Here is a 25,162-nt window from a genome sequence, read left to right as displayed (position 1 = left end):
CCGGACGGCTTCGGGGACGCGGCCCGCATGTCCTCCCCGGACTCGATGCTCAGCGCCCCGGCAGCGGCGCCCGCCGTCGTGCCCACCGCCGACGAGCCGGTCGCATGACCTCGGCCGCCGACATCCTCACCCTGCTCCAGGAGCGGGGCGAGACGCTCGCGGTCGCCGAGTCGCTGACCGGTGGGCTCCTGGCTGCCGAGTTCGTCGCCGTGCCCGGGGCCAGCACCGTGTTCCGCGGAGGCGTCGTCGCATATGCGACCGAACTGAAGGCCAGCCTGCTGGGCGTACCGCCGCCGCTGCTGAACTCGCACGGGCCGGTGGATCCGTCCGTCGCGGCCGCGCTCGCCGCCGGTGCCAGGGAACGCTGCGGCGCCGACTGGGCCGCGGCCACCACCGGGGTCGCGGGCCCTGATCCGCAGGGTGGCCAGCCCGTCGGCAGGGTGTACGTCGCCGTCGCCGGCCCCCTGCCCGCGCACGCCGCCGTCCGCGAACTCACCCTTGAGGGTGACCGTCCCGCGGTGCGTTCCGGCGCCGTCGACGCGGCCGTCGCGCTCCTCGCGGAGCGGCTCGCGATCACCATCACCTCGCGATAACGGCGGGGCAGGGTGTCGATCGGCGCCGCACCAGGTACCGTGGCGGGTACCAGTTTTCGCGGCCAGCCATTCGCGGACTGCCTCAGAGGGGGTGCCAAGGTGCTGCTTCGTCGAGTGATCGGTGACGCGCTGCGTGCGCGGCGGCAGGCCCAGCACCGGACCCTGCGCGAGGTGTCGACCGCCGCCAACGTCAGTCTCGGCTACCTGTCCGAGATCGAGCGCGGGCAGAAGGAGGCGTCCAGCGAGCTGCTGGCTGCCATCTGTGAGGCGCTCGGAGCCGCGTTGTCCGAGGTGCTGCGCGACGTGAGCGACACGCTCGCCCACGCCGAGGACCTGCCACGCGTGCTCGTCCCAGTGGGTGCGCCCGAGTCCGAGTCCACGGCCGAGACCGCCGTGCCCGAGCCCGCTCCGGCCTCCGCGGAGGCCCGGCTCAGCCGCGGCGCGCAGAAGTCGAAGGTCAGCGTGGACGCGAAGCTGTCGGTCGCGGTGCACCACGACGGGCCGCTGCGCACGACGCTGCGAGCGACCCGCAATCCGCGGGAAGTCGTCTACGCCGCCTGACCCTGCGCCTTCGGCCGCCCGGTCTCGGCGAGCTCGGTCGACGCTGAAGGCTGTCCCAGCACGCCTCGCCGCAGCCAACTGGTGCCTGCGCGTTCGTGCCTGCGCTCTGTCGTGGCACTACTCGCAAAGCGTGACAAATCGCCCGAATGGTCGCGTCGTCTCTGACCTCGCCCCGGCTCGCTCGTGATCGAAGTCTTCCCGCGGTCGTGGGCGGCCGTCGCTGCGGTGGCTGGTGTGCGACTTCGATCGCGGGAATGGGGTGGTGCTTCGGTCCCGCTGCGGCTTGCTCGTGATCGAAGTCTTCCCGTGGTCGTCCGGACGGCCGGTGCGCGACTTCGATCACGGGCCGGGCGCGAAGACCACCGATTGGGAAGCGCTGGGAGGCGCCGGGAGCGCCGCCGGGCCGTAGAACGCGCCTGCCACACTGGGCCCACGCCAGCTGGCGTGATCAACCTCGTGGAGGCGACCCGTGACCTTCCCGGCCAGGCGACGCAACCCCCTGCCGATCGTCATCGCGATCGTGGTGGGCCTGCTCGCCATCTGCGGCGTCTACCTGGTGCTCGCCAACCGGGACGGTGACAGCGGCGGCAGCAAGGACGGGCAGGCGCCGCGGCGCGAAGGCTGCGTCCCCCTGGCCATCACCGCGTCGAGCGAGAAGGCCGCGCTGCTCAGCCAGCTCGCCGACGAGTACATCAGGGCGGACCGGCGCTTCGACGGCAAGTGCGCCGACCCGGTGGTGACGTCGAAGGCGTCCGGTGCGGCGCTCGACGCGCTGGCCGCCGGCTGGGACGCCGCGAAGGACGGGCCGGTGCCACAGGTGTGGACGCCCGCGTCGTCGTCCTGGGTCGCCCTGCTGCAGCAGCGGCTGTCCAGCACGGACAAGGGCAACCTGGTACCAGAGGGAAAGATCCCGACCGTGGCGCAGTCGCCGCTCGTGCTCGCCATGCCGAAGCCGCTCGCCGAGGCGCTGGGCTGGCCGGACAAGCCGATCGGCTGGTCGGACGTGCTGGGGCTGAGCAGCGACCCGCAGGGCTGGGGATCCAAGGGGCACCCGGAGTGGGGGCGGTTCAAGCTCGGCAAGACCAACCCGCACTTCTCCACGTCCGGGCTGAACGCGACCGTCGGCGCCTACTTCGCGGCGACCGGCCGCTCCACGGACCTGACGGAGAAGGACCTCGCCGACCCGAAGGTGCTGCAGTACGTACGGTCCGTCGAGTCCGGCGTGGTGCACTACGGCGACATCACGCTGACGTTCCTGTCCAACCTCGCCGCCGCCGACCAGGCCGGGCGCGGCCTCACGTACATCAGCGCGGTCGCGATCGAGGAGAAGTCGGTCTACGACTACAACCAGGGCAACCCGACCGGCGACCCGGCCCTGGTTGGCAAGGGGACGAAGCCCCGGGTGCCGCTGGTCGCGGTGTACCCGAAGGAGGGCACGCTGCTGTCGGACCACCCGTACGTGGTGCTGAGCAACGTCAGCGACGAGCAGAAGGCCGCCGCCGAGGACTTCCTCAAGTACGTGCAGGAGCCGGCGCGGCAGCAGCGGTTCACCGACGCGGCGTTCCGCACGTACGAGGGCAAGGTCGGCGCCGCGCTGACGAAGGCCAACGGGCTGCTGCCGGACGCGGCGTTCACCGTGATCGACCCGCCGTCGCCGAAGGTGCTGGACAAGGCGCTCACCACCTGGGACGCGCATCGCAAACGGGCCAGGGTGCTGCTGGTGCTGGACGTGTCCGGGTCGATGGACGTCAACGCCGGCAACGGCAGGAGCCGGCTGGAGCTGGCGAAGTCGGCGGCGCTGCAGTCGCTGTCGCTGTTCGCGCCGGACGACGAGGTCGGGCTGTGGACGTTCTCGACCGAGCTCAACGGCTCGGCGACGCCGTACACCACGCAGGTCGGGATCGGCGCGCTGTCGGCGAACCGGACCAGGATCGAGCAGGTCATCAAGGGGTTGAGTGCCGAAGGTGGGACCGCCCTGTACGCCACCACCCGCGCGGCGCAACAGCAGCTGGCCGGCTCGGCGGATCCGTCCCGGATCAACGCCGTGGTGGTGCTGACCGACGGCAAGAACGAGTACGCGAAGGACAACAACCTCGACGCCCTGGTGCGCGACATCGACACGGCCGAGAAGGAGATCCCGGTGCGCGTGTTCACCATCGCGTACGGCGGCCAGGCCGACCTCGGCGTGCTGCAACGGATCTCGGCGGCGTCACGGGCGGCGGCGTACGACGCGAGCGACCCGACCACGATCGACAAGGTGCTCGTCAACGTCCTCAGCAACTTCTGATCCCGTCCGGGAGAAGGCAGACTGGCGGTGTGGGTGTGAGGGAGCAGCTGACCGAGCCGTGGGGGCTCGTCGCCGCCGGCCTGCTCGGTGGCATGGGCGCCGCGGTCGCCGCCGCCCTCGCCCCTGCCGGGCTGCTCGTCGGGGTGCCGGTCGGGCTGGTTGTGGCCGGCGCCGTGTACGGCATCCGGGTCGGGCTCGGCGTGCTGAGCGATCGCACCCCGCCCGGCCGGCACCCGGCCTCCCGGCGCCGGCGCGCGGTGGCGCGGCGGACCGGTGGCTGCGGCGGGCCGAGGCGGCCGTGCGGACCCTGCACCGCCAGCCCGGCGACGCCGTCCTGCGGGCGCAGCTCGCCGGCGTCGACGACCAGGCCGGCGAGGTGCTCGGGGACCTCGCGCGGTTCGCCGGGCAGGTCACGCTGATCGAGCAGACCTCGGCGGGCATCAACCTCGGCCGGCTCCAGCAGGAGCGGGCGCAGCTGGAGCGCGGGCTGCACGGCCTGCCACAGGGACCGCTGCGGGCGGAGCGGGAGCGGGCGCTGCGCGCCGTCACCGACCAGCTCGACGTCGCCCGGCGGCTGCATGACGCCCGCGAGATGCTGCTCGCCCGGATGCAGGCGGCGGTGCTCGGGCTGGAGGGCCTCGTCGCGCGGATGGCGGAGCTGCTCGCCCTGCACGCGACCGCCGACGGTGGCACCTCATTGACGGCGGTCAAGGTGGCCGAGCTCACCAGCGATCTTGAGGGCATGCGCGACGGCCTCGCGGAGGCGGAGCGGCTGTCGCGCTCGACGCTCGCCGGCGGGCAGGTGCAGTAGTGCGCATCCCTGAGATCACCCTGAGTCGCGCGAGGTTCATCCCGGTTTGGACGCTTTCTTCAACCGTTTGCCCACACGCTGGGCGTGACGCTCTAGCGCTCGCCTGACACGATGGAAGCCGCACGTTCGTAGTGCTGGCGCAGAGAGGACCGCGAGATGGCAAATCCCGCCGTTAAGGGCTGGAAGTACCTGATGGCGCTCTTCGGCGCCAAGATCGACGAGCACGCCGATCCCAAGGTGCAGATCCAGCAGGCCATCGAGGACGCGCAGCGTCAGCACCAGGCCCTGGTGCAGCAGGCCGCGGCCGTGATCGGCAACCAGCGGCAGCTCGAGATGCGGTTGTCGCGGCAGATGGGCGAGGTCGAGAAGCTGCAGGGCTCCGCCCGGCAGGCGCTGCTGCTCGCCGACAAGGCCCGCGCCGAGGGCAACGAGGCGAAGGCCGCCGAGTATGAGCAGACCGCCCAGATCTTCGCGACCCAGCTGGTCGCGGCGGAGCAGGGCATGGAAGACATGAAGACGCTGCACGACCAGTCGCTCAACGCCGCCGCGCAGGCGCGCCGGGCGGTCGAGAACAACGCGATGCTGCTGCAGCAGCGCCTCGCGGAGCGCACCAAGCTGCTCAGCCAGCTCGAGCAGGCCAAGATGCAGGAGACCGTCGCCAAGTCCCTGGAGTCGATGAGCGGCCTGGCCGCCCCCGGCAACACGCCGTCGCTGGACGAGGTGCGCGAGAAGATCGAGCGTCGCTATGCCAACGCGATGGGCCGCGCCGAGCTCGCCTCCAACTCCGTCGAGGGCCGGATGCTGGAGGTCCAGCGCACCACCCTCGACATGGCCGGCAGCTCCCGGCTCGACCAGATCCGCGCGAGCATGGCAGGCGAGCAGCTCGCCGCCGCGCCGGGGACGCCGGCCGCGACGTCCACCGGGCCCAAGGACGCCAGCGTGGCCCGCCTCGACGAGATCAGGGCCGGGTTGCTCAACAAGGACAAGCAAGCGGGGGATGCCGCCAGCGCGAGCTGACGTCACGAAGTTTTTCTGGGGGAGAGCGGGAGCCATGGCGTCGGACCGGACGAAGCACCTGAAGCGACTGCGGCGGCTGCACCGCTCCGCCCGCGGCTGGTCCGTGCGGGCCGGCCTGCTGACCGGCGCCACGGCCGTGCTCGTGCCCTACAGCGGCCTCGGGCTGCCCGACGCGTTCTGGGCGGCCGGGGCCGGCGGCTCCGTTGCCATCGCGATCTGGCGGTGGATCGATCTGCGGGCCTTCCGGGCGCTGCCCGTGCCGCCCGAGCCCGATCCGGCCGTCCTCGGCGCTCAGGCCAAGGAGAAGCTCGTCGGCATCGTCGCCCGCATGCCCGCGGGTCGCACCGCGATCGCCGAGTTCGGCCGGCAGCGCGACTCGTTCAAGCTGCGCGGCCTCACTGTCGCCGAGCCGTGGCGGCGCCTCGACCGGGCCTCGACGATGCTCAACGGCCTGGTCGGCCGGCTCGGCCCGCACGCGGAGGCCGCCGTGCTCGACGCCACCGTCGCCGAGCAGTCGCTGCGCGACCTGGCGCAGCGCACCGCCTCGGTCGAGCGGGCGATGGGGCTCGGCGCGGCCGGCGAGTCATTGCGCCCGGCGCACGCCGTCCTCGCCGCGCAGCTCGAGCAGGGCGTGACGGCGTATGAGCAGTTCGTCACTGCGGCGGCCGGTTGCGTCGCCGAGGACAGCGCCACGATCGGCAACCTCGCCGACGCCACCGCGTTCCTGAAGGGCGTCGCCGAGGCGCTGTCGGACCTGCGGACCACGACCCCGCGACCGAGCCCGGCCTGACCCTGCCTGCTCGTCCGGTTATTCGTTCGGTAACAGGTACCGCCAGCTCGCGCGCACCACGTCGCCGCCGGTGGTCCTGTATGCCGGCCACGCACCCCGCTGGTCGAGGTCGCGGGTGAGGGTCCGCACCACCGCCCGGGCGGCGTCACCGGACAGGTCCGCCTTCCTCAGCGCGTTGCGGTCGGGCTCCGGCAGCGTCACATCCTGCGGCCACGTGTTCACGGTCGCCGGCTCGCCGTCGACCGGCATCGCGACCAGCCGGACCCGGTCCGCCAGATACGGCTGGGCGGTCGCCGCCACCGTCTTGTGCACCGCGGCGAGGCGGTCCCGGGCGTCGTAGAGCGCGTCGGCGTAGACGTGCTCGGGCTTGAGCTCGTCGAGTCCCTCGGCGGTGAACGTGAGCACCCCCGTCGGCGACCACACGGACACCTTCGTCACCGGCGCGCCGGCGATCGGCGAGGCGGCGGTGCGCTGCTTCTGCGCGTCGCTGGAGCGCAGGTCGGCGAGGAGCCCCGTGGAGAGGCTCTGCAACTGGTCGGGGTCCAGGCGGGAGCGGTACGCGGCGTCGGCGATCGCGTCGCCGTCACCGAAGACGACGAGGCGGGGCGCGCGCAGGGCGAGCATCGCCGTGCCGACGAGCCCGCCGGTCAGCTCCCAGACGGCCAGCGGCGTGCCGTCGGGAGGTCGCATCGTCGGGGCGTCGGTCGGGGCGGCGAGCGGGGTCCCGTCGCAGCCGCCGAGCGCGGATGCCAGGAGCGCCGCCGCCGAGCCGAGGAAGAGGCCCCGCCGGCTCAGCCGGTGATCCACCGGTACAACACCACACCCAGCGTCACGCCCAAGACCCTACCGCGTGCCCGCAATGATCAGTGCGCGGGCGTAAACCTCACGACACCCGGCTCCAGAGCGCGGGCGCGGCGACCGGTGACCAGTCCACCTGCGACGTGTGCGGCTGCAGGCAGGCATAGACGCGGCCCTGGTACGTGACCTGCGCACCCTCGCCGTAGGCGACGCCGACCGCCCACTTCTTCGTCGTCGGCTTCCTCGTCGTCGGCGGTGGCGTGGTGGCTTTCGGCGCCGGTTCGGACGTGACGGGTGACGGCGGCGGGGGTGGCTTTGCCGGCGCCGCGCCGGCCGGGATCGCCACGTCCTCGAAGCCGGCCGGTGGTGGCGGCAGGCACGCGGCGCCGACGCCCGCCGAGTTGTAGCAGAGCCGGCTGTCGTCGGCGCCGACGACAGCCCCGCCGTTCGTCCGCGCGACCGCGACGGCACCGAGCGTGAACGCGATCAGCGCCGCCGTGCCCCACAGCAGCGTCCGATCGGTGCGTCCCAACCGGTGAACTCCGTGCACGTCCGCATCTCCTCCGCGCCTCGCGCGAATCGCGCCATGACCAGCGGGTTCGCAGCCTACGGGCCAGGTGGCGCAGGGATAACCGGCTGGCAGTGCGGACACCAGTAGGTGATCCGGTCATGATCACCGCCGGTCCAGCGCTCGATCCTGGTCCCGCACCGGCGGCACTGCCGGCCCGCCCGCTCGAACACCCAGTTCGTCTCGCCGCGGCGCAGCGACCCGGTCGTCGTCTGCGTCCAGCGGCCCCGGTTGGAGTTGAGCAGCCTGTGCGCGAGGTCCACCATTGCCGGCAGGTCCGGCACCGCGCCGGCCTCTGTCCACGGGTTGACCCCTCGCAGGAACAGGACCTCGGCCTTGTACAGGTTGCCGATCCCCGCGAGGTTGCGCTGGTCGAGCAGCGCGTCGGCGATGGGACGGTCGGGCCGGGCGGCGAGCCGCGCGACCGCCTCGGCCGGGTCCCAGCCCTCGCCCATCAGGTCCGGCCCGAGGTGCCCGACCAGCCGGTGCTCCTCGGCGGTCGGCACGATCGCGAGCTCGTGCAGGTGGAAGCCGACCGCGACGGACGCCGGGGCGTGCAACGCGACCCGGATCAGGTGCGCGGGGCGGCCGGTCCACCGCTCGCCCGGCTGGTACGTGCGCCACGTCCCGTCCATCCGCAGGTGCGAGTGGAGAGTCATCGCACGGTCCGGCTCGCGGGTCAGGCGCAGCAGCAGGTGCTTGCCGTAGCTGGCGGATTCGGCCACCAGCCAGCCTTGGAGGTCCACGGTCGCGAGCTGGGGCACGCGGAAGTCGCTGCGGGTGAGGACCTGGCCCTCGATCGCGTCGGCAAGCACGCGGGCGGTGTTCCAGACGGTGTCGCCTTCGGGCACCAGCCCATCTTGCCGCTTCAGCTCAGCCGCGGCACTTTTATGGAAGCCGCGGCACTTTTATGGAAGCTGCGGCTGCTTTATGGAAGCAGTGGCGCCACTTCCGCGGCGATCAGGTCCAGATGTTCCAGGTCCCGGAAGTCGAGCACCTGCAGGAACGCCCTCGACGCGCCGGCCTTCACGAAGTCGGCCAGCTGCTCGGCCACTCGCGCCGGCGTGCCGTACACCTGCCCGCCCGCGGCGGACGGCCCGTTCGGGTCGAGCCCCACCGACTCCGCCCGCCGCCGGACCTCGGCCTCGGTCGCGCCGCACACGATCGTCTGCGCGAACGAGAACACGATCGGCGCCCGCCCGTCGCGCCCCTCCGCCTCGATCGCAGCGACCACGCGGTCGTAGGACGTGGTGGTGTCGGTCAGGGAGGAGAACGGCACGTTGAACTCGTCGGCGAACCGCGCCGCCAGCCGGGGCGTCCGCTTGAGCCCCTTGCCGCCGATGATGATCGGCGGCCCGGGCTGCTGCACCGGCTTCGGCAGCGCGGGGGAGTCGACCAGGTCGTAGTAGCGGCCCTCGAAGCTGAACGTGGCACCCACCGGCGTCGACCACAGCCCGGTCAGGATCTCCAGCTGCTCCTCCAGGCGGCCGAACCGCTCACCGACCGGCGGGAACGGGATCCCGTACGCCGAGTGCTCGCGCTCGAACCAGCCGGTGCCCAGCCCCAGCTCGACCCGCCCGCCGCTCATCGCATCGACCTGTGCGACCGCGACCGCGAGCGGCCCCGGGTACCGGAACGTCGCCGACGACACCAGCGTGCCGAGCCGGATCGTGGACGTCTCGCGGGCGAGCGCGCCGAGCGTCACCCAGGAGTCGGTCGGCCCGGGCGGCCCGCCGGCCGACGCCAGGTAGTGGTCGGAGCGGAAGAAACCCTCGAAGCCGAGCCGCTCGGCCCGCTGCGCGAAGGCGAGCTGATCCTCGTACGTGGCGCCCAGCTGGGGTTCGATGAAGACGCAGAGCCGCATGGGCCGACACTATCCCGATGGACCAGCGCTGGATCTCCTTCACCACGGACTACGGGCTCGAGGACGGGTTCGTCGCCGCCTGCCACGGCGTGATCGCCCGCCTGGCCCCCGAGGCGCGGGTGATCGACGTGACCCATCTCGTGCCGCCCGGCGACGTGACCCGCGGTGCGCACGTGCTCGCGCAGACCGTCCCGTCGCTGCCGCGCGGCGTGCACCTCGCCGTCGTCGACCCGGGCGTCGGCACCGCCCGCCGGCCGATCGCGATCGAGGCGGCCGGCGGCGGCTTCCTCGTCGGCCCCGACAACGGCCTGCTGATCCCGGCGGCGGAGGCCCTCGGCGGGATCCGCCGCGCCGTGCACCTCACCAACGGAGCCTGGTTCGCGCCGGACGTGTCGCGCACGTTCCACGGCCGCGACGTCTTCGCCCCGGTGGCCGCCCGCCTCGCCCAGGGCGCCGACCTGGCTTCCGCGGGAAGTGCAACCGCCGCCCTGGTACGACTTCCGCCACCGCACCTTGAGCGGACGCCGGGCGGTGTGACGGCCGAGGTGCTCACCGTCGACCGCTTCGGCAACCTGCAGCTCGCTGCCCCCGCTGCGGGTTCTTCGTCCGGTGCCGTGACGGTCAACGGCCGCCCCGCGACGGCCGGCGGCACGTTCGGCGACGCGGCCACCGGCGGCCTCGTGGTGTTCACCGACTCCGCCGGCTACCTCGCCGTCGCCGTCAACGGCGGCAGCGCCGCGGCGCTCCTCGGCACCCGCGCAGGCGACCTCGTTACGGTGCGCTATGAGTCCGTTGCTGATAGTGCTGGGGAATGACGGAGGGTGATGTTCGGGCATATGATCCGAGCCGGACGGGGATGCCCAAGCGGATCACACGTGGCGGAGAGTGGACATGTCAGGCGCCGACTGGATGAAGCCCAAGCCCGACGAGACCCACGAGCCGGTCGACCTGCAGACCGACCGGCCGCACCCCGCCCGGGTCTATGACTTCCTGTTGGGCGGCAAGGACAACTTCCCCGCCGACCGGGGCGCGGCCGAGGCCGGCCTGCGCGCCAACCCCAACAGCCGCATCCCCCCACGGGAGAACCGGGCCTTCCTCCGCCGCGCCGTGGAGTACCTTGCCGGCGAGGCGGGCATCCGGCAGTTCCTCGACATCGGCACGGGCATCCCGACGTCACCCAACGTGCACGAGGTCGCCCAGGCGATCGCGCCCGACGCCCGAATCGTCTACGTCGACAACGACCCGATCGTCCTGGCCCACGCCCGCGCGCTGCTCACCAGCAAGCCCGAGGGCCGCACCGAGTACATCGACGCCGACCTGCGCGACGTCCGGCGGATCCTCGACTCCCCGCAGCTGCGCGAGGTCATCGACTTCGACCAGCCGGTGGCGCTGCTGCTCATCGCGATCCTGCACTTCGTGGGTGACGCCGACGAGCCGTATTCGATCGTGCAGGAGCTCGTCGACGCCCTGCCCGCCGGCAGCTACCTGGCACTGTCACACCTCACCGGCGACTTCGACCCGGTCGCCTGGGAGCACGTCGCCGCGATCTACGCCCGGCAGGGCGTGACGATGCAGGTCCGCCCGCGCGCCGACATCGCCCGGTTCTTCACCGGCCTGGAGCTCGTCGAGCCCGGCCTGCCCCTGGTCACGAAGTGGCGCGCCGACGACCAGGTCTCGCCCGACGTCACCGACACCCAGGTCTCCGTCTACGGAGGCGTCGCCAGGAAGGCATGACCGTCCCCGCGCCGGGCAGTGCCACGCGGTGGTGCGCAAAGCTCCGGCGCTGGCAATGGTGCTGCTGCTGCTCGTGACGGCGCTGGTCGTACCGGTGACCTGGCCGCTTCGCGCGCGCACGGTGTGCACGACGGACATCGTGCAGGCCAGAGCCGTCGCCGGGCTCGCCAACTTCTCGTCCTGGCTGCGTCGCAACGACGCGACCGGCTTCATCGGCGAGATCGGCTGGCCCGCCGACCGCGACGCGCAGCAGTGGACCGGTGTCGCCGAGGCCTGGTATGACGCCGCCGATGTGATCGGCCTGCCCGTCACGGCATGGGCGGCCGGCACCTGGCCCGCCAACTACCCGATGGCCGTCTACCGCCCGGTCGCGCACGGCATGGACGTCGACGTCGCCGGCCCGCAGGCCAAGGTCGTCGAACGCCACGGCAGCGCCGCCGGCTACCTCCGCGGTGTCAACCTCGCCGCCGGCTCCTTCGCCACGTCCGAGGTCAACGGCGGCTTCGGCAGCGCCAACCCCGGCCGGTACGGCCACGACTACACGTACGAGACCCCGCAGAGCTACGAGTTCCTGGCCGGCCGGGGCGTCCGCCTCGTCCGCCTCGCGGTCAACTGGGAACGCCTCCAGCCCGTCCCCTTCGCCCCCCTCGCCGCCGACGAGGTGGCCCGCGTCCGCGCCGCCCTCGACCACGCCCGCGCCGCCGACCTGCTCGTCGTGCTGGACCTGCACGGCTATGGCGACTTCGCCCTCGGCGGCGGCCTGCACCGACAGACCCTGCTGCGCCTCGGCGGCCCCGGCCTACCGACGACCGCCCTCGCCGACTTCTGGCGCCGCATGGCCGTTGTTGCTGACAACCCCGCCGTCATCGGCCTGGGCCTGCTCAACGAACCGACCCGCCTCGCCGCCGACGGCCGAGCCGGCGCCCTGCTCTGGGAACGCGCCGCCCAGCAGTCCGTCGACGCGATCCGCGCCACCGGCGACCGCCGCGCCCTCCTCGTCAGCGGCTACATCCCGATGGGCCCCCCGTCCTGGGGCCTCATGCACCCCCGCGCCTGGATCCGCGACCCGCTGCAGCGCGTCGCGTACGAGTCGCACGCCTACTTCGACCACGACGGCAGCGGCCACTACTGGCAGTCGTACGACGACGAACTCCGCAACGTCACCTGGCCCCACCCCACCCTCTGCCAGCACCTCACCCCGCTGACCCGCCAAGTGCTTCAATGGTGACGATGATCGACGTGCGCCCCGCCCTGCCAGGCGACCTGCCGGCCGCAGTCGAGGTCTGGCACGCCGCGAACACGGCCCGCGGCCTGCCCCCGACCGCCTCCCGCCTGGCCCGAATCCACGAAAAACTCACCGCCCCCGACGCCACCGTCCTCGTAGCCACCCTCCCCACCCCACCATCCGCCGGGCTGAGGGCGGCGCCCGGCGAGCCTGCCGTGCTGCCCGGCGCGCCCGGGTCGATGGTCGACGTGCTTGACGTAGTGGCCAGCAGCCCCGACCAGCTGGTCGTCAGCCCTGACACGCTGCCCAGCGGGCCCGGCGTGATGGTGGACGGGCCTGAGCGGGCGGCTGGCGGACTTGAGGTGGTGGCCGGCGGGCGCAGGGTGGTGGTCGGCATGGCCCTGGTCGAGCCGGGCCGTGCCGACGACGGAGCCGGCGAACCGGTCCCGGGCTACGGACACGTGTCGATGGTGTTCGTCCACCCCTCCCACTGGTCGAACGGCTATGGCCAGCATCTCCTCCGAGCGGTCCACGCCCTCGGCTGGACCCGCACGACGCTGTGGACCCGCCAGTCGAACACCCGCGCCCAGCGCCTCTACGCCGCCGCCGGCTACACCCCGACGGGCCGCGCCGCCCACCTCCACGACGGCGACGCGATCATCCAGCTCGAACACCTCACCGAACCGCCGCCACCCGCCTGACCCGGTCAGCCCACCCTGCCGCGACCCGACAACCCGAAGGATCGCCGGGGCCCTGGCCCCGGAAATCCTTCGACTTCTCCTCGAATCGCCACGGCGGGTCTGCGCCACTCGGCCGGCCTCGTGGACTGCCCGCGGAACGCCGATCGCCGACTCAATCCGCGGTCGCCGACGCGGATCGCCAGTCGTCGACGCGTGCTGCCAATCGCCGATTTGGACCGTCGATTCCGGCCGTCGATTCCGGCCGCAGACCGCAGGCCGTAGATCGGTGACTGCGACCGCCGACCGGCGACTTCGACCGCGGACGGCCGATTCCGATAACTGGCGCGGACCGCGGACTGTTGCGCTGACCGCTGACCGCAGACCGCGGATCGTCGATCGGTGACTGCGACCCCGCCGACCGGCGACTTCGACCGCGGACTGCCGATTCCGATGGCTGGCGCGGACCGCGGACTGTTGCGCTGACCGCAGACCGCGGATCGTCGATCGGTTACTGCGACCCCGCCGACCGGCGACTTCGACCGCGGACGGCCGATTCCGATGACTGGCGCGGACCGCGGACTGTTGCGCTGACCGCAGACCGCGGATCGTCGGCCGGTGACTGCGACCCCGCCGACCGGCGACTTCGACCGCGGACTGCCGATTCCGATGGCTGGCGCGGACTGTGGCACTGACCGCTGACCGCTGACCGCTGACTGCGGCGCGGACTGCGGACGGCCGACTCGGAGCGCGGATCGTGGACGGCGTCGGCTCGGTTCGTGGATTGCCGGCTCAGACCGCGGATCGCGGACCGGCAACGCGGCGCCGGCTGCCGGTCGGCGGTTGGGGTGTCAGGTGGGTCCTTCCCATGTCCAGTGGGGCATTCGGACGTTGGCGGGCACCTTGGAGTGTGGTGGTGAGTACTGCATGACGTCGCTTGCCGCCCAGGTCATGTAGGCGCGCAGGGCGGCTCGGAACTCGGGGTCGGCGGGCAGGTCGGCGTCGTCGCAGGCGAGGACGAAGCAGCGCACGAACCGATCGCCGAGGTCGTCGTCGGCGCCCTGCCGGGCGTGCAGGTCGAGCATGCCGAAGTGGGTGCCGCACGTCTGGGAGTACGCCGGCGGGCCGCCGAACACCTCGGCCAGATACGTCCCGAGCCGCTGGACGTGCTCAGGATGCTGGCCCGGGTGCGAGAACGGGTGGTTGAGCACCGGGTCCGCGAGGCACCGCTCGTGCAGCGCCAGCGCCAGCGCCTGGAATGCCGTCGTGCCACCGGCGTATTCGAACAACGACAGCCGTCCCTCGCCTGCCGATCGGGTCACCGTGTCGGCTCCTTCCGCTGTTGCTGTGATCGTTGCCGTGGCTCAGCTCCGCAGCCGGAGCCCTTTCGGGGTGGTGCGGAAGCCTGCTGCGGACAGTGCGTCGCCGAGGGCTGAGGCGTGGATGGACTCGCCGTCGGCGCGTTCGACCGACATGGCGCCGAGGGCGCCGCCGTGGACCGCGTCGGCGAGTGCCTTCGCGGCGAGTGAGAGCAGGTCGGTGTCCTCGACGTAGGACAGCAGCGTCCGTCCGCCCCGCTCCACGTAGATGACGAGGTCGCCGCCGACGGTGACGACGAGGGCGCCCGCCTTGCGGCCCGGGCGGTGGCCGGACCGCTCGCCGTCGCCGGCGTCGACGACCCGCTCGGGCCAGGGCAGGGCGGCGCCGTAGGGGTTGGCGGGGTCGGTGGCGGCGAGCACCAGCGCGTCGCGGGTGTCGGTGCCGCCGCGCAGCCGGTCGACCGCGCCCGGCAACGCGAACTGCGCCGCACCCAGGCCCTCGACGAAGTATCCCCGCCGGGCCGCGCCCCGCTCCTCCATCGCGGCGAGCACCGGATAGACCCCGGCGAACGCGCCCGGCAGGTTCTCGGCCATGACCGCCCCGCGCGTGACGACCCCGTGCCGGTCCAGGAGCAGCTCGGCGTTGGCGGTCGCCCGGCGGGTCGGGTCGAGGTCCCGATCCGGCAGCCGGTGCCAGCGCCCGGCCCCCGTCGGAGGACCGGACCGGCCCACGGCGAGCGACGCACGTGCCGCCGCGACGCCGGCCCGCCGATACCGCGACCGCGGCGCCGCCGGCTTCGCCCGGTGTGCCCCGCCGCCGCTCAGCTTGGCCCGCAGCGGCCCGAGCGTGTCGTTGGACAGCAGCCCGGCCCACACCAGGTCCCAGATGGCGTCGATGAGCTCCGCCTCGCTCACGAAGACCGGCACCGGCGAACCGGGCACGCCGGCGCGCAGCGACGCCTCGACCCCTCGCAGGGTGCCGCTGATCGACCCCTCACCCGGCGCGGCCCTGGCCCGGCGCAACCTGGCGAGCGGCGCGGGCGGCGGCACGACTTCGTCCGCCGCGCCCTCCAGCGGGGAAACGGGTGGAGGCGGCGGGGTCGAGGCGAGGACGTCGTTGACCCGCTCCGCCAAGGTGCGCAGGAACAGGGCCTGCCCGCCCGCGAGCGCGGTGAGGATCGCGGCGTGGACCGGGCCGCCGACCTCGGCCGGGGGCGGCAGGAGCAGCGGGGCGGTGTCGGCGAAGGCGAGGCTGACCCAGCCGTCATGCTCGCCGATGGCGCCGCCGCCGGACCAGAACAGGTCGCCGGAGGCGCACAGCTCGTCGAGATAGGCCGGGGTGTAGTCGGCGACCCGGGCGGGCAGGATCAGCCGCTCCAGCGCGGAGGCCGGCATCGGGATGCCCTGCAGCTGCTCGACGGCGGCGGCGACGGCGTCGATGCCCCGGGCCCGGGACGCGCCGATCTGGTGCCACTGCGGCAGGAACCGGGCCAGGGCCCGCGGCGGCACGGGCTCGATCTCGCGGCGCAGCGCGGCCAGGGACCGGCGGCGCAGCAGCCGCAGGATCTCCGCGTCGCACCACTCGCTGCCGGCGCCGCCGGGCGTGAACTCGCCGGACACCATCGACGGCAGGCGGCGCAGGGCCTGCTCGAGGACGAAGACGCCGAGGCCGAAGCGGGCCGCGCTGGTCGCGGCGCTGAACGGGGCGTGCGTGCGGCCATAGCGGGTGACGAGGTCGCCGAGCGGGTCCGCGACCGGCTCGAGATAGGCGGTGGGGAGACCGACGGGCAGGGCCACGCCGAGGGCGTCGCGGAAGCGGGCGGCGTCCTCGACCGCGACCCACCGGGGCTCGCCGGCGACGCGGACCTGGATGGCGCGGCGCTGGGCGGCGAGCTCGACGGCCCAGGCGGGGTCGGCGCCCCGGGCGGTGAGCTCGGCGTCGGACAGGTCGCCCAGGACGCGGAGCATCTCGGCGACGTCCTCGGCGTCGCGCGGGGTGCGCTGCTCGCCGAGCCACTGCAGGGTCCGCTCGGTCTCGGTGACGACCTCGGGGTCGAGCAGCTCGCGCAACTCGACCCGGCCGAGCAGCTCGGCCAGCAGCGTCGGGTCGAGGGCGAGCGCCGCCGCCCGGCGCTCCGCCAAGGGCGAGTCGCCCTCGTAGAGGAACGCGCCGACGTAGCCGAACAGCAACGATCGTGCGAACGGCGACGGCCGTGGCGTCTCGACCTCGACGAGGCGCAGCTTGCGGCCGGCGATGTCGCGCATGACGCCGACGAGGCCGGCGACGTCGAACACGTCCTGCAGGCACTCGCGGGCGGCCTCGAGCGTGATCGGGAAGTCGGCGTAGTCCCGGGCGACGTCGAGCAGCTGCGCGGAGCGCTGGCGCTGCTGCCACAGCGGCTGGCGGCGGCGCGGGTCACGGCGAGGCAGGAGCAGGGCGCGGGCGGCGCACTCGCGGAACCGGGCGGCGAACATCGCCGACGTGCCGACGGTCTCCTCGACGATCCCGGCGATCTCGTCGGGGTCGAACGCGACCAGGTCCGCGCCGGGGGGCTCGTCGGCGATGTCGGGCAGGCGGACGACGATGCCGTCGTCGCTGGGCATGACCTGGGCGTCCACGCCGTAGCGCTCGTTGAGCCGGCGGGCGATCGCGAGGGCCCACGGCGCGTTGACCCGGGCGCCGAGGACACAGTGGACGGTCATCCGCCAGTCGCCCAGCTCGTCGCGGAACCGCTCGACCAGCACGGTGCGGTCGTCGGGGAGATGGCGGGTCGCCTCGCGCTGCTCACGCAGATAGGCCAGGAGATTGTCGGCGGCCCACTCGTCGAGCCCGCCGCCGCGCAGCTGCGTGCGGGCGACCTCGTCGCCGGACTTCACGAAGCCGCGCAGCCGCGCGCCGATCGCCCGGCCCAGCTCGACCGGGCGGCCGGGGGAGTCACCCTTCCAGAACGGCATCTTCGCGGCGGCGCCCGGCGCGGGGGAGACCAGCACCCGGTCGGGGGTGATGTCCTCGATGCGCCACGAGGTCGAGCCGAGCAGGAACACGTCGCCGACGCGTGACTCGTAGACCATCTCCTCGTCGAGCTCGCCGACGCGTGCGGCCTTCTCGGCGCCGGCCAGGAACACGCCGAAGAGACCACGGTCGGGGATGGTGCCGCCGCTGGTGACGGCGAGGCGCTGCGCGCCGGGGCGGGCGGTGAGCACGCCGTCGGTGCGGTCCCACACGACGCGGGGGCGCAGCTCGGCGAACGCGGTCGACGGATAGCGCCCGGCGAGCATGTCGAGCACCGCGAACAGCGCCGACTCGGGCAGGTCGGCGAAGACCGCGGTGCGGCGCACCAGCGCCGCCAGCTCGTCGACCTGCCACGGCTCCATCGCGACCATCGCGATGATCTGCTGGGCGAGGACGTCGAGCGGGTTGCGCGGGTAGCGCAGCTCCTCGATGCCGCCCTGGACCATCCGCTCGGCGACGACGGCGCACGAGACCAGGTCGCCACGGTGCTTCGGGAACACCACCCCGCGGGAGACGGCGCCGACCTGGTGCCCGGCGCGCCCGACGCGCTGCAGGCCGGCGGCGACGCTCGGCGGCGCCTCGATCTGCACGACGAGGTCGACGGAGCCCATGTCGATGCCCAGCTCCAGGCTGGAGGTGGCGACGACGGCCGGCAGCTGGCCCGACTTGAGGGCCTCCTCGATGTGTTTGCGCTCCTCGCGGGAGACGCTGCCGTGGTGGGCGCGGGCCACGACGGGCGCCGCGCCGTTGGCGGTGCCGGCCTGGGCCATCATCTCGGCCGGGGTCCGCGGCGCGGCGGGCGTGGGGATGCCGGCGCGGGCCGCGGACAGCTCGTTGATCCTGGCGCAGAGCCGCTCGGCGCCGCGCCGCGAGTTGGTGAACACGATCGTGGAGCGGTGGCCCTCGATCAGGTCCAGCACCCGCTCCTCCACGGCGGGCCAGATCGATGCCGTCCGGGGCGCGCCGTCGTCCTGCGAGGGGTCGCTCTCGCCGAGGGCCGTCATGTCCTCGACGGGCACCTGCACCTCGACCTCGATGGTCTTGGCGCTGGGCGGCTGCACGACCTCGACGGGCGCGGCGCCGCCGAGGAACCTGGCGGTCTCGTCGATCGGCCGGACGGTCGCGGACAGCCCGATCCGCTGCGCCGGCCGCTCCAGCAGGGCGTCGAGCCGCTCCAGGGAGAGCGCCAGGTGCGCGCCGCGCTTGGTCGCGCAGACCGCGTGCACCTCGTCGACGATCACCGTCTCGACGCTGCGCAGCGACTCCCTGGCCTGCGAGGTGAGCAGCAGATAGAGCGACTCGGGCGTGGTGATCAGGATGTCGGGCGGGGTCTTGGTGAACGCCCTGCGCTCGTCGGCCGGGGTGTCACCGGTGCGCATGCCGACCCTGATGTCCGGCGGCTCCAGCCCGAGCCGCGCGGATGCCTGCCTGATGCCGGCCAGCGGCGCCCGCAGGTTGCGCTCGACGTCGACCGCGAGTGCCTTCAGGGGGCTGACATACAGCACCCGGCAGCGCTTCGCGGCCTCCACGCCCGGGCGGGCGGCGAGCTGGTCGAGCGACCAGAGGAACGCGGCCAGGGTCTTGCCGGAGCCGGTCGGCGCGACCACGAGGGCGTGCCGGCCGGCGCTGATCGCACGCCACGCGCCGGCCTGCGCGGCGGTCGGCGCCGCGAACGCCGCACCGAACCACTCCCGCGTCGCCGCCCCGAACCGACCCAGCTCATCCATGCCTCCATCCTGCCCCCGCGGTACGACACTTTTCCCCGACCGGCGCACCCCGCCGATCGGATTAGTCCGATTTGTACGAAAGGGGGAGTTTGGCTAAGGTGTGCCAATCCCCAATCACAGGAGCAGCCGGTGGCAGCACAGCGCACGATCGCCCAGCGGGCGATCCGCCAGGAATCGGAAGTGCTGCTGCGCCAGCTGGACGCCTATCTCGCCGCCCTGCGGACCGGTCGCGGCGCCGTCGACGTCGGGCACGCCGAGCGGATGGCCGCCGCGCTGCGCCAGCTGATCGCCGACACCGCGAGGTCCAGCGCGGTCGACCGGGCCCGGGTGCGGGCCGCCGTGCACTACTTCGTCTACCGGGGCGCGACCGGCGTCACCGGCGACGGCCCGGCCCGCCCCGGCGGCGGCGCCCGGCTGGCGCTGCTGACCGGTGGCCGCGCGCCCGTCGAACGCCGCCGCCAGGGCGACGACGACCGCGTGGTCAACGACCTGCTCCGCGACCTGGGCAGGGCGGACCTGATCGTGGAGCACTGAGGAACTTGCCTGGCCGGGCAGCGAAGAGGGTCCCCCATGAACCAGTGGGGGACCCTCCATGCGTTACGTCTACGACAGGCTGGCCGTCGCCAGCTTCACGCTGAACGCCAGGAACAGCCCGCCGACCGTGGTGCTCAGCCCCGCGGCCAGCTTGCGCCGCGAGCGGAACTGCTCCGCGAGATACCGCCCGGCGAAGATCAGCACCGTCAGGTAGATCGCGCTGAGCACCTCGGCGACGATCCCGAGCAGCAGGAAGCTCACCGCCGGATACGCGTAGTCCGGGTCGACGAACTGGATGAAGAACGACACGAAGAACAGGATCGCCTTCGGGTTGAGCAGGCTGATCACCAGCGCGCGCCGGAACGGCCGGTCCGCGGGCGGCTCGGCCTGCGGCACCGAGGCGGGGGCCCGCAGCCGTCGTACCGTGTCGATCACCAGACGCACACCGAGGTAGGCGAGATATCCGGCCCCCGCGTATTTCACCAGGACGAACAGCCACGGATAGGTGTGCAGCAGCGAGGCCACGCCACCGGCCGACAGCGTCATCAGCACCGCGTCACCGAGCCAGACCCCGGCGGCGCCCCGATACCCGTCCCGCACACCCCGGCGGGCGGCGACGGACAGCACATACAGCGAGTTGGGGCCGGGCAGCAGCACGATCGCGGCCGTGCCGAGCACATAGGTCCACGGGTTGGTCACGCCCAGCATCAGCGGGCCCCCGCTTCCAGCGCCGAGGTCAGCCGCTCGCGCGCCGCGAGCCACTCGCCGGTGAGCATCGCGAAGCAGACCGTGTCGCGCCAGCTGCCGTCGGGGCGCTGCCGGTGCGAGCGCAGCACGCCCTCACGCTCGGCGCCGAGCCGGGCGATCGCCCGCTGCGAGCGCTCGTTGCGGATGTCGGTGTGCCACTCGACCCGGATCGCGCCGAGCGTGTCGAACGCGTGCGCCATCAGCAGCAGCTTCGACTCGGTGTTGATCGCGGTGCGCCAGTGCGGCCGGCCGAGCATGGTGTGCCCGATCGCGATCGAGCGGCGGGCCTCATCGATCGCGTAGTAGGAGGTGCTGCCGAGGATCTGTCCGTTGTCCGGATCCCGTTGTACGAAGGGCACGCGCGTCGGGTCCTTGATCGCCGCGGCGACGATCGTGGCCATCTCCGCGGCCGAACCGGGCCGGGCCACGGTGAGATGCGTCCAGACCTCGGCGTCGTCGAGCGCGGCGAACAGCCCCGCCGAGTGCGCGTGGTCGAGCGGCTCGATCACCACGTGCCGTCCCCGCAGCGTCGGTGCGCCCTGCCAACCGGTCGCGGCGGGTCGCAGATACGCCGGGACCGGCACCAGCACGTCCGGCGCCGGTTCGACCGGACCGGCGACGAGCGTGAGCGGTACCACACCCGCCCAATATGGCAACGGCAGGTCCTGCTCGTCATCGATGGGGCCACCCGTGCGGATCTTGGCGGACACCTCTCGCAACGGCAGTGCCAGCACCGCCGTCTGGGCGAGCTCCTTGGCGTTGCCCGGACGGCTGTCTGCGGACCGGCCGGCGGCGACCTTGTCGACCAGCGCCGCGAACGCCCGCTCCCGCTCCTGGGCGTCGGTGACCAGCCGGGCGGTGCCGTGCGCGACGACCGAGCGGTAGTTGGCGCTGTGGTGGAACTGCGAGCGGGCCAGCACCAGGCCGTCGAGCAGCGTCACGGTCACGCAGACCTGCACGCCGCCGTCGCGGGCCGCGAGCAGCGCACGGCTGCCCGTCGAGCCGTGCAGGTAGATCACGTCACCGACGCGCACGTGCAGCGTCGGCAGCACGCGCGGCTCGCCGTCGACGACGAACCCGAGGTGGCAGACATAGGCCTCGTCGAGGACGGAGTGCACCAGGTCGGCGTCATATGACGCGCGCTCGCCCAGCCGTTTGGGTGTCGTCCGTGCCGTCTTGAGATATGTGTCCACCGCAACCTCATTTGTTCTAGTACAATCTCTCAACTGTGGCAGTACAGTATCAGCCGACGGGTGGCACGGCAGCCCAGATTTCGGCCAGCGTCGAGAGCGGCATCCGCAGCGGCGAGCTCGACCCGGGCGCGCCCCTGCCGTCCGTGCGGGCCCTCGCCGTCGACCTCGGCGTCAGCCCAGCCACCGTCGCGGCCGCATACCGTGCGCTGCGCGAGCGCGGGCTGGTCGAGACCGCCGGCCGCGGTGGCACCCGGGTCCGGCCGCGACCGCCCGTGGCCAGGCGCACGCGGCACGCCCTCGCGGTGCCCGCCGGCGCCCTCGACCTGGCCAGCGGCGGCCCCGACCACGACCTGCTGCCGCACTACGCGCCGCACCTGATCCGGCTCGCGGCGGCCATGCCGCCAGTGGGCTATGCCGGCGGTGGCCCGCTGCCGGAGCTGCTGGAGCTGGCCGGCGAGCGGTTCGCGGCCGACGGCATCCCGTCCGGGCGGCTCACCGTCGCCGGCGGCGCGCTCGACGCGCTGGAGCGGGCGCTCGTCGCGCATCTGCGGCCCGGTGACAAGGTCGCGGTCGAGGACCCCGGCTGGGCCAACCTCCTGGACCTGGTCGCCGCTCTCGGCCTCACGCCGGTGCCGGTCCCGGTCGACGACGAAGGGCCCACCGAGGAGGGGCTGCGGGCGGCGCTGAGCGCCGGGGTCGCCGGCCTCGTCGTGACGTCCCGTGCGCAGAATCCCACCGGAGCGGTGATCTCCGGTCGCCGGGCCGCTGTCCTTCGACGGCAGCTCATGGGGCACGGGCAGCTGCTGGTCCTCGAGGACGACCACGCCGCCGAGCTCGCGCACGAGCGGGTGCACCCGCTGGTCGGCGCGACCGGCTCGTGGGCGTATGTGCGGTCGCTGTCCAAGCCGTACGGGCCGGACCTGCGCGTGGCAGCGGTCGTCGGCGACGACGTGACCGTGGCACGCATCGAGGGACGCATGCGGCTCGGGGTGGGCTGGGTCTCGACCGTCCTGCAGCGCCTGGTCGTGGCGCTGTGGCAGGACCCGGAGGCCACGGCGGCGGTCGAACGCGCCCGCGACGTCTATACGACCCGCCGGGAGGCGCTGCGCACCGCGCTCGGCGGCCTGCCGGCCCATGGTGTGAGCGGGATCAATGTGTGGCTGCCGGTCCCGGACGAGACGTCCATGGTCGCGGGGCTGCGGGAGGACGGCATCGCCGTTGCGCCCGGCTCCATGTACAGGCTGCTCACGCCACCTGCGATCCGCATCACCACGGCGTTGCTGGACCCGCGCGACGCGGGCCGGGTCGCCGCGGCCGTGACACGCCGGCTCGCCGACCCCTCCGGTCGGCAGGTGTGAAACTGTCGGACCCTGCGGCTAGTGTCCATCGGCGTGACACCGATTCACGGGATGTGCCGCAGGCCGCTTCCGCGCTCATCGACGCACCCGAAACCGTCCAGCGGCGGTTGAGCAGCGAGGAGGAAGGGCCGGGCACGGTCCGCGACCGGCCCCCGCACGTTTCGGGGCGCGTCATCAGGGAGGAAATGACATGCGCACCAGCACGTTCAGGACGTTCGGCATCGTCGTCGCGGCGATCGCACTGGCACTGACCACCGCCTGCGGGGGTGGCGACGACAAGGCCACCAGCGGTTCCTCGAAGGGCGCCACGTCGAGCGCCCCGTCCGCCAAGGACGTGCTCGCCGCGGCCGTCAAGGACCTCAACTCGGGCACCTATGGCTATGCGATGAAGATCCCCGAAGGCACCTTCACCGGCTCGATCGACCCGGCGGGCAAGCAGCAGGTGAAGGTCGACGGGGTCGCCGCCGGCGGGGTCAAGTACACGATCGAGGGCATCGCGCTCGGCGCCGACTACTACTTCAAGACCAGCATCCCGACGACGGGCATCAACGCCAAGAAGTGGTACAAGCTGGACCGCTCGAAGATCAAGAAGGATGCGATCATCGGGCTGATCGAGGCGAAGGACCCCACCGTCAGCCAGGGCCTCGTCGCCCGGGTCGTCACCGCGACGCAGAGCGCCCCGACCACGATCACCGGCACGTATGACCTCACCGGCGGCGGCGACCTCGGCATCGACGACGCCGCCGTGATCCAGGCCCTCGGCGAGAAGGCCAAGGCCGCACCGTTCACGGCGACCCTCGACGGCAAGCACCTGGTCTCCCTGAAGATCACGGTCCCGGCCTATGGCACGGTCGCCGAGCAGGCGCTCACGGTCGACTACACCGGCCACGGCCAGCCCGTCACCGTCGCCGCGCCGAAGCCCGCCGATGTCCTGGCCGCCCCGGCCGCCGTCTACGGCCTGCTCAACGGCTGACCGCGATGCTGCGACGACGGCTGATCCCGATCCGGCCGGGGCGTGTGCCCGGCAGCCCGCGCCGGTCCGCCCCCGCGCTGGTCGCGGCGCTGGCCTCCGTCCTGGTCACCGCGGCCGCGCTGGCCGGCTGCTCGTTCGGCAAGGGCGACCCGCCGAAGCCGACCACCGGGCCATCGGTGGCGCCGTCGCAGAGCGAGCTGGCGAAGAGCCTGCACGCGTTGAGCAGCGGCGGCTACAAGTTCAAAGTGGTGGCCAAGGAGGGCAGCTACACCGGTGGCATCGACCCCGTCGCCGACCTGCTCGACGCCACGGTCAGCGTCTCCTCCGACGGCGCCTCCCTGAAGATCGACACGGTCGGCGTGCGTGGCACCGCGTATACGCGGCTGACCGGCCTGCCGATGCCCGGGTTCGACGGCACGACCTGGTATCGCGTCGACCCCGCCCGCGTCACGCGACCAGGGTCGCTGGGTCTCAGCGCCATCAAGGACCCGACGGGCGTGCAGGCGCTGGTCGCCGCCGTCCACGACGTGCGCCGGGAGAACCGCGGCTACACCGGCACCGTCGACATGACCCGCGTGACCGCGTGGGGGCCGGTCAACATCCCGCAGGTGATCCAGCTCGGCGAGGTCGCCAGGAGGATTCCGTTCGAGGCGACCGTCGACGACCAGGACCGGCTCGTGTCGATGAAGGTCGACATCCCCGACAACCCGGTCACCGCCACGTATTCCGACTTCGGCACCACGCTCAGCACCACCGCCCCCGCCAACGCCGAACCGCTCCCCGACCATCTGTACGGCATGCTCGGCCTCTGACTGCCTGCCCGGCCCGGGCGGGTGGTCGGGCCCGGGTTGACTGGGTTGCCGTCCGGTCGGAGGAACGCTGGCGGAAAGGTCGCCTCGGTTGTCCGCATCGTGCGCGTGACTGTCATGCCTTGCGGGCTTGCCGAGAGGCCTTTCCTGCCTTCGTGCTGCTGTGCCAGCCCTTGTCGTCGGCGGTCCGCTGCTGGTTTGCCTCGCTGCGGGTGAGTGGGGCGGCGTCGGGTGTCGCCGGGGGAGGCGGCTGACCGGGAGCAGCCGCGCCGGTCGTGTGACAGCCGGGGGAAGTGGCCCGGTCAGGGCAGAGGCCGCCGGTGAGAAGGACTTGGCTCGGGCCTTCGGCTCGGGGGCACCGTCAGGGGACTGGTTCGGTGATCAACTGGCGGTGTCGGCGATGACGGACAGTTGCCAGCCGGGCTCTACGGCCGGTCTTGTCGGCCGGTGGGGACGGGAGCCAGGCGGGCGCGGCTCCGGGCCGTTGCGCTGGCGCAGGGCCGTTGTGCCAGGCTGCGGCTCGGTACTGCGCGGCGGTTGGGGCGCTGCGCAGCGGTTGGCGTC

The 25,162-nt window shown here is 73.1% G+C and carries 22 protein-coding genes; 14 read left to right on the top strand and 8 right to left on the bottom strand.

Annotated elements, in window-relative coordinates:
* Positions 1–104 precede the first annotated feature (104 nt).
* The 6 genes from OHA72_RS64135 to pspM all read left to right on the top strand — a co-directional run bounded on the left by OHA72_RS64135 (position 105) and on the right by pspM (position 6,059).
* Positions 105–593: a CinA family protein gene (locus tag OHA72_RS64135; RefSeq protein WP_327005743.1), complete on the top strand. Its 489-nt coding sequence runs from the start codon at positions 105–107 to the stop codon at positions 591–593.
* A gap of 99 nt (positions 594–692) precedes the next feature.
* Entirely contained in the window at positions 693–1,154 is a 462-nt protein-coding gene (locus tag OHA72_RS64130; protein ID WP_327005742.1) for a helix-turn-helix domain-containing protein, read from the top strand.
* Between the two features lie 469 nt (positions 1,155–1,623).
* The gene (locus tag OHA72_RS64125) at positions 1,624–3,441 is read left to right on the top strand and encodes a substrate-binding domain-containing protein (RefSeq protein WP_327005741.1); all 1,818 of its coding nucleotides are present in this window, start codon (positions 1,624–1,626) and stop codon (positions 3,439–3,441) included.
* Positions 3,442–3,739: 298 nt separating this feature from the next.
* Positions 3,740–4,252, top strand: a complete 513-nt coding sequence (locus tag OHA72_RS64120) for a hypothetical protein (protein ID WP_327005740.1) — start codon at positions 3,740–3,742, stop codon at positions 4,250–4,252.
* 156 nt (positions 4,253–4,408) lie between these two features.
* Positions 4,409–5,269 carry a PspA/IM30 family protein gene (locus OHA72_RS64115; RefSeq protein ID WP_327005739.1) on the top strand — a complete coding sequence of 287 codons (861 nt, stop codon included), beginning with the start codon at positions 4,409–4,411 and terminating at the stop codon, positions 5,267–5,269.
* 34 nt (positions 5,270–5,303) lie between these two features.
* The gene (gene pspM, locus OHA72_RS64110) at positions 5,304–6,059 is read left to right on the top strand and encodes a phage shock envelope stress response protein PspM (RefSeq protein ID WP_327005738.1); all 756 of its coding nucleotides are present in this window, start codon (positions 5,304–5,306) and stop codon (positions 6,057–6,059) included.
* 18 nt (positions 6,060–6,077) lie between these two features.
* Here the strand turns inward: pspM and OHA72_RS64105 are convergent, their stop codons facing one another.
* The 4 genes from OHA72_RS64105 to OHA72_RS64090 form a co-directional block, all read right to left on the bottom strand.
* Positions 6,078–6,866 carry a hypothetical protein gene (locus OHA72_RS64105; protein WP_327005737.1) on the bottom strand — a complete coding sequence of 263 codons (789 nt, stop codon included), beginning with the start codon at positions 6,864–6,866 and terminating at the stop codon, positions 6,078–6,080.
* Positions 6,867–6,942: 76 nt separating this feature from the next.
* Positions 6,943–7,389, bottom strand: a complete 447-nt coding sequence (locus OHA72_RS64100) for a carbohydrate-binding protein (protein ID WP_327005736.1) — start codon at positions 7,387–7,389, stop codon at positions 6,943–6,945.
* Positions 7,390–7,463: 74 nt separating this feature from the next.
* Positions 7,464–8,276, bottom strand: coding sequence for a DNA-formamidopyrimidine glycosylase family protein (locus OHA72_RS64095; protein WP_327005735.1), 813 nt, complete (start codon positions 8,274–8,276; stop codon positions 7,464–7,466).
* Between the two features lie 77 nt (positions 8,277–8,353).
* The gene (locus tag OHA72_RS64090) at positions 8,354–9,289 is read right to left on the bottom strand and encodes an LLM class F420-dependent oxidoreductase (protein WP_327005734.1); all 936 of its coding nucleotides are present in this window, start codon (positions 9,287–9,289) and stop codon (positions 8,354–8,356) included.
* A gap of 17 nt (positions 9,290–9,306) precedes the next feature.
* On the opposite strand from OHA72_RS64090, the gene OHA72_RS64085 reads away from it, so the two are divergent.
* From OHA72_RS64085 to OHA72_RS64070, 4 genes are all read left to right on the top strand, one after another.
* Positions 9,307–10,104, top strand: a complete 798-nt coding sequence (locus OHA72_RS64085; protein WP_327005733.1) for an SAM hydrolase/SAM-dependent halogenase family protein — start codon at positions 9,307–9,309, stop codon at positions 10,102–10,104.
* A 76-nt stretch (positions 10,105–10,180) separates the two neighbouring features.
* Positions 10,181–11,023 carry an SAM-dependent methyltransferase gene (locus OHA72_RS64080; RefSeq protein ID WP_442788476.1) on the top strand — a complete coding sequence of 281 codons (843 nt, stop codon included), beginning with the start codon at positions 10,181–10,183 and terminating at the stop codon, positions 11,021–11,023.
* A 31-nt stretch (positions 11,024–11,054) separates the two neighbouring features.
* Entirely contained in the window at positions 11,055–12,251 is a 1,197-nt protein-coding gene (locus OHA72_RS64075) for a glycoside hydrolase family 5 protein (protein WP_327005732.1), read from the top strand.
* A 2-nt stretch (positions 12,252–12,253) separates the two neighbouring features.
* Positions 12,254–12,949, top strand: coding sequence for a GNAT family N-acetyltransferase (locus tag OHA72_RS64070; RefSeq protein WP_327005731.1), 696 nt, complete (start codon positions 12,254–12,256; stop codon positions 12,947–12,949).
* Positions 12,950–13,776: 827 nt separating this feature from the next.
* On the opposite strand, the gene OHA72_RS64065 is transcribed toward OHA72_RS64070, so the two are convergent.
* Both OHA72_RS64065 and OHA72_RS64060 read right to left on the bottom strand, forming a co-directional pair.
* Positions 13,777–14,247 carry a group II truncated hemoglobin gene (locus OHA72_RS64065; RefSeq protein WP_327005730.1) on the bottom strand — a complete coding sequence of 157 codons (471 nt, stop codon included), beginning with the start codon at positions 14,245–14,247 and terminating at the stop codon, positions 13,777–13,779.
* A gap of 42 nt (positions 14,248–14,289) precedes the next feature.
* On the bottom strand, positions 14,290–18,984 hold the full coding sequence (locus OHA72_RS64060) for an ATP-dependent helicase (protein WP_327005729.1): 4,695 nt from the start codon (positions 18,982–18,984) through the stop codon (positions 14,290–14,292).
* Between the two features lie 129 nt (positions 18,985–19,113).
* Here OHA72_RS64060 and OHA72_RS64055 point away from each other — a divergent pair, with 129 nt between their 5' ends.
* The gene (locus OHA72_RS64055; RefSeq protein WP_327005728.1) at positions 19,114–19,518 is read left to right on the top strand and encodes a hypothetical protein; all 405 of its coding nucleotides are present in this window, start codon (positions 19,114–19,116) and stop codon (positions 19,516–19,518) included.
* A gap of 69 nt (positions 19,519–19,587) precedes the next feature.
* On the opposite strand, the gene leuE is transcribed toward OHA72_RS64055, so the two are convergent.
* Positions 19,588–20,226: a leucine efflux protein LeuE gene (gene leuE / locus OHA72_RS64050; RefSeq protein WP_327005727.1), complete on the bottom strand. Its 639-nt coding sequence runs from the start codon at positions 20,224–20,226 to the stop codon at positions 19,588–19,590.
* Entirely contained in the window at positions 20,226–21,458 is a 1,233-nt protein-coding gene (locus OHA72_RS64045; protein WP_327005726.1) for a bifunctional pyridoxamine 5'-phosphate oxidase family protein/GNAT family N-acetyltransferase, read from the bottom strand. Before OHA72_RS64045 ends, leuE begins: the two co-directional genes overlap by 1 nt.
* Positions 21,459–21,493: 35 nt before the next feature.
* Between OHA72_RS64045 and OHA72_RS64040 the strand changes: the two genes are divergently transcribed.
* The 3 genes from OHA72_RS64040 to OHA72_RS64030 all read left to right on the top strand — a co-directional run bounded on the left by OHA72_RS64040 (position 21,494) and on the right by OHA72_RS64030 (position 24,601).
* Complete coding sequence (locus OHA72_RS64040; protein WP_327005725.1) at positions 21,494–22,816, top strand: aminotransferase class I/II-fold pyridoxal phosphate-dependent enzyme; 1,323 nt, start codon at positions 21,494–21,496, stop codon at positions 22,814–22,816.
* Between the two features lie 190 nt (positions 22,817–23,006).
* Complete coding sequence (locus OHA72_RS64035) at positions 23,007–23,789, top strand: hypothetical protein (protein WP_327005724.1); 783 nt, start codon at positions 23,007–23,009, stop codon at positions 23,787–23,789.
* Positions 23,790–23,794: 5 nt separating this feature from the next.
* Entirely contained in the window at positions 23,795–24,601 is an 807-nt protein-coding gene (locus tag OHA72_RS64030; RefSeq protein ID WP_327005723.1) for a hypothetical protein, read from the top strand.
* The last annotated feature ends 561 nt before the right edge of the window (positions 24,602–25,162 follow it).

The organism is Dactylosporangium sp. NBC_01737, assembly GCF_035963215.1.
GTDB lineage: Bacteria > Actinomycetota > Actinomycetes > Mycobacteriales > Micromonosporaceae > Dactylosporangium.
The sequence above is the reverse complement of the archived record's forward strand: the minus strand, read 5'-3'. Positions and strand labels throughout refer to the sequence as shown.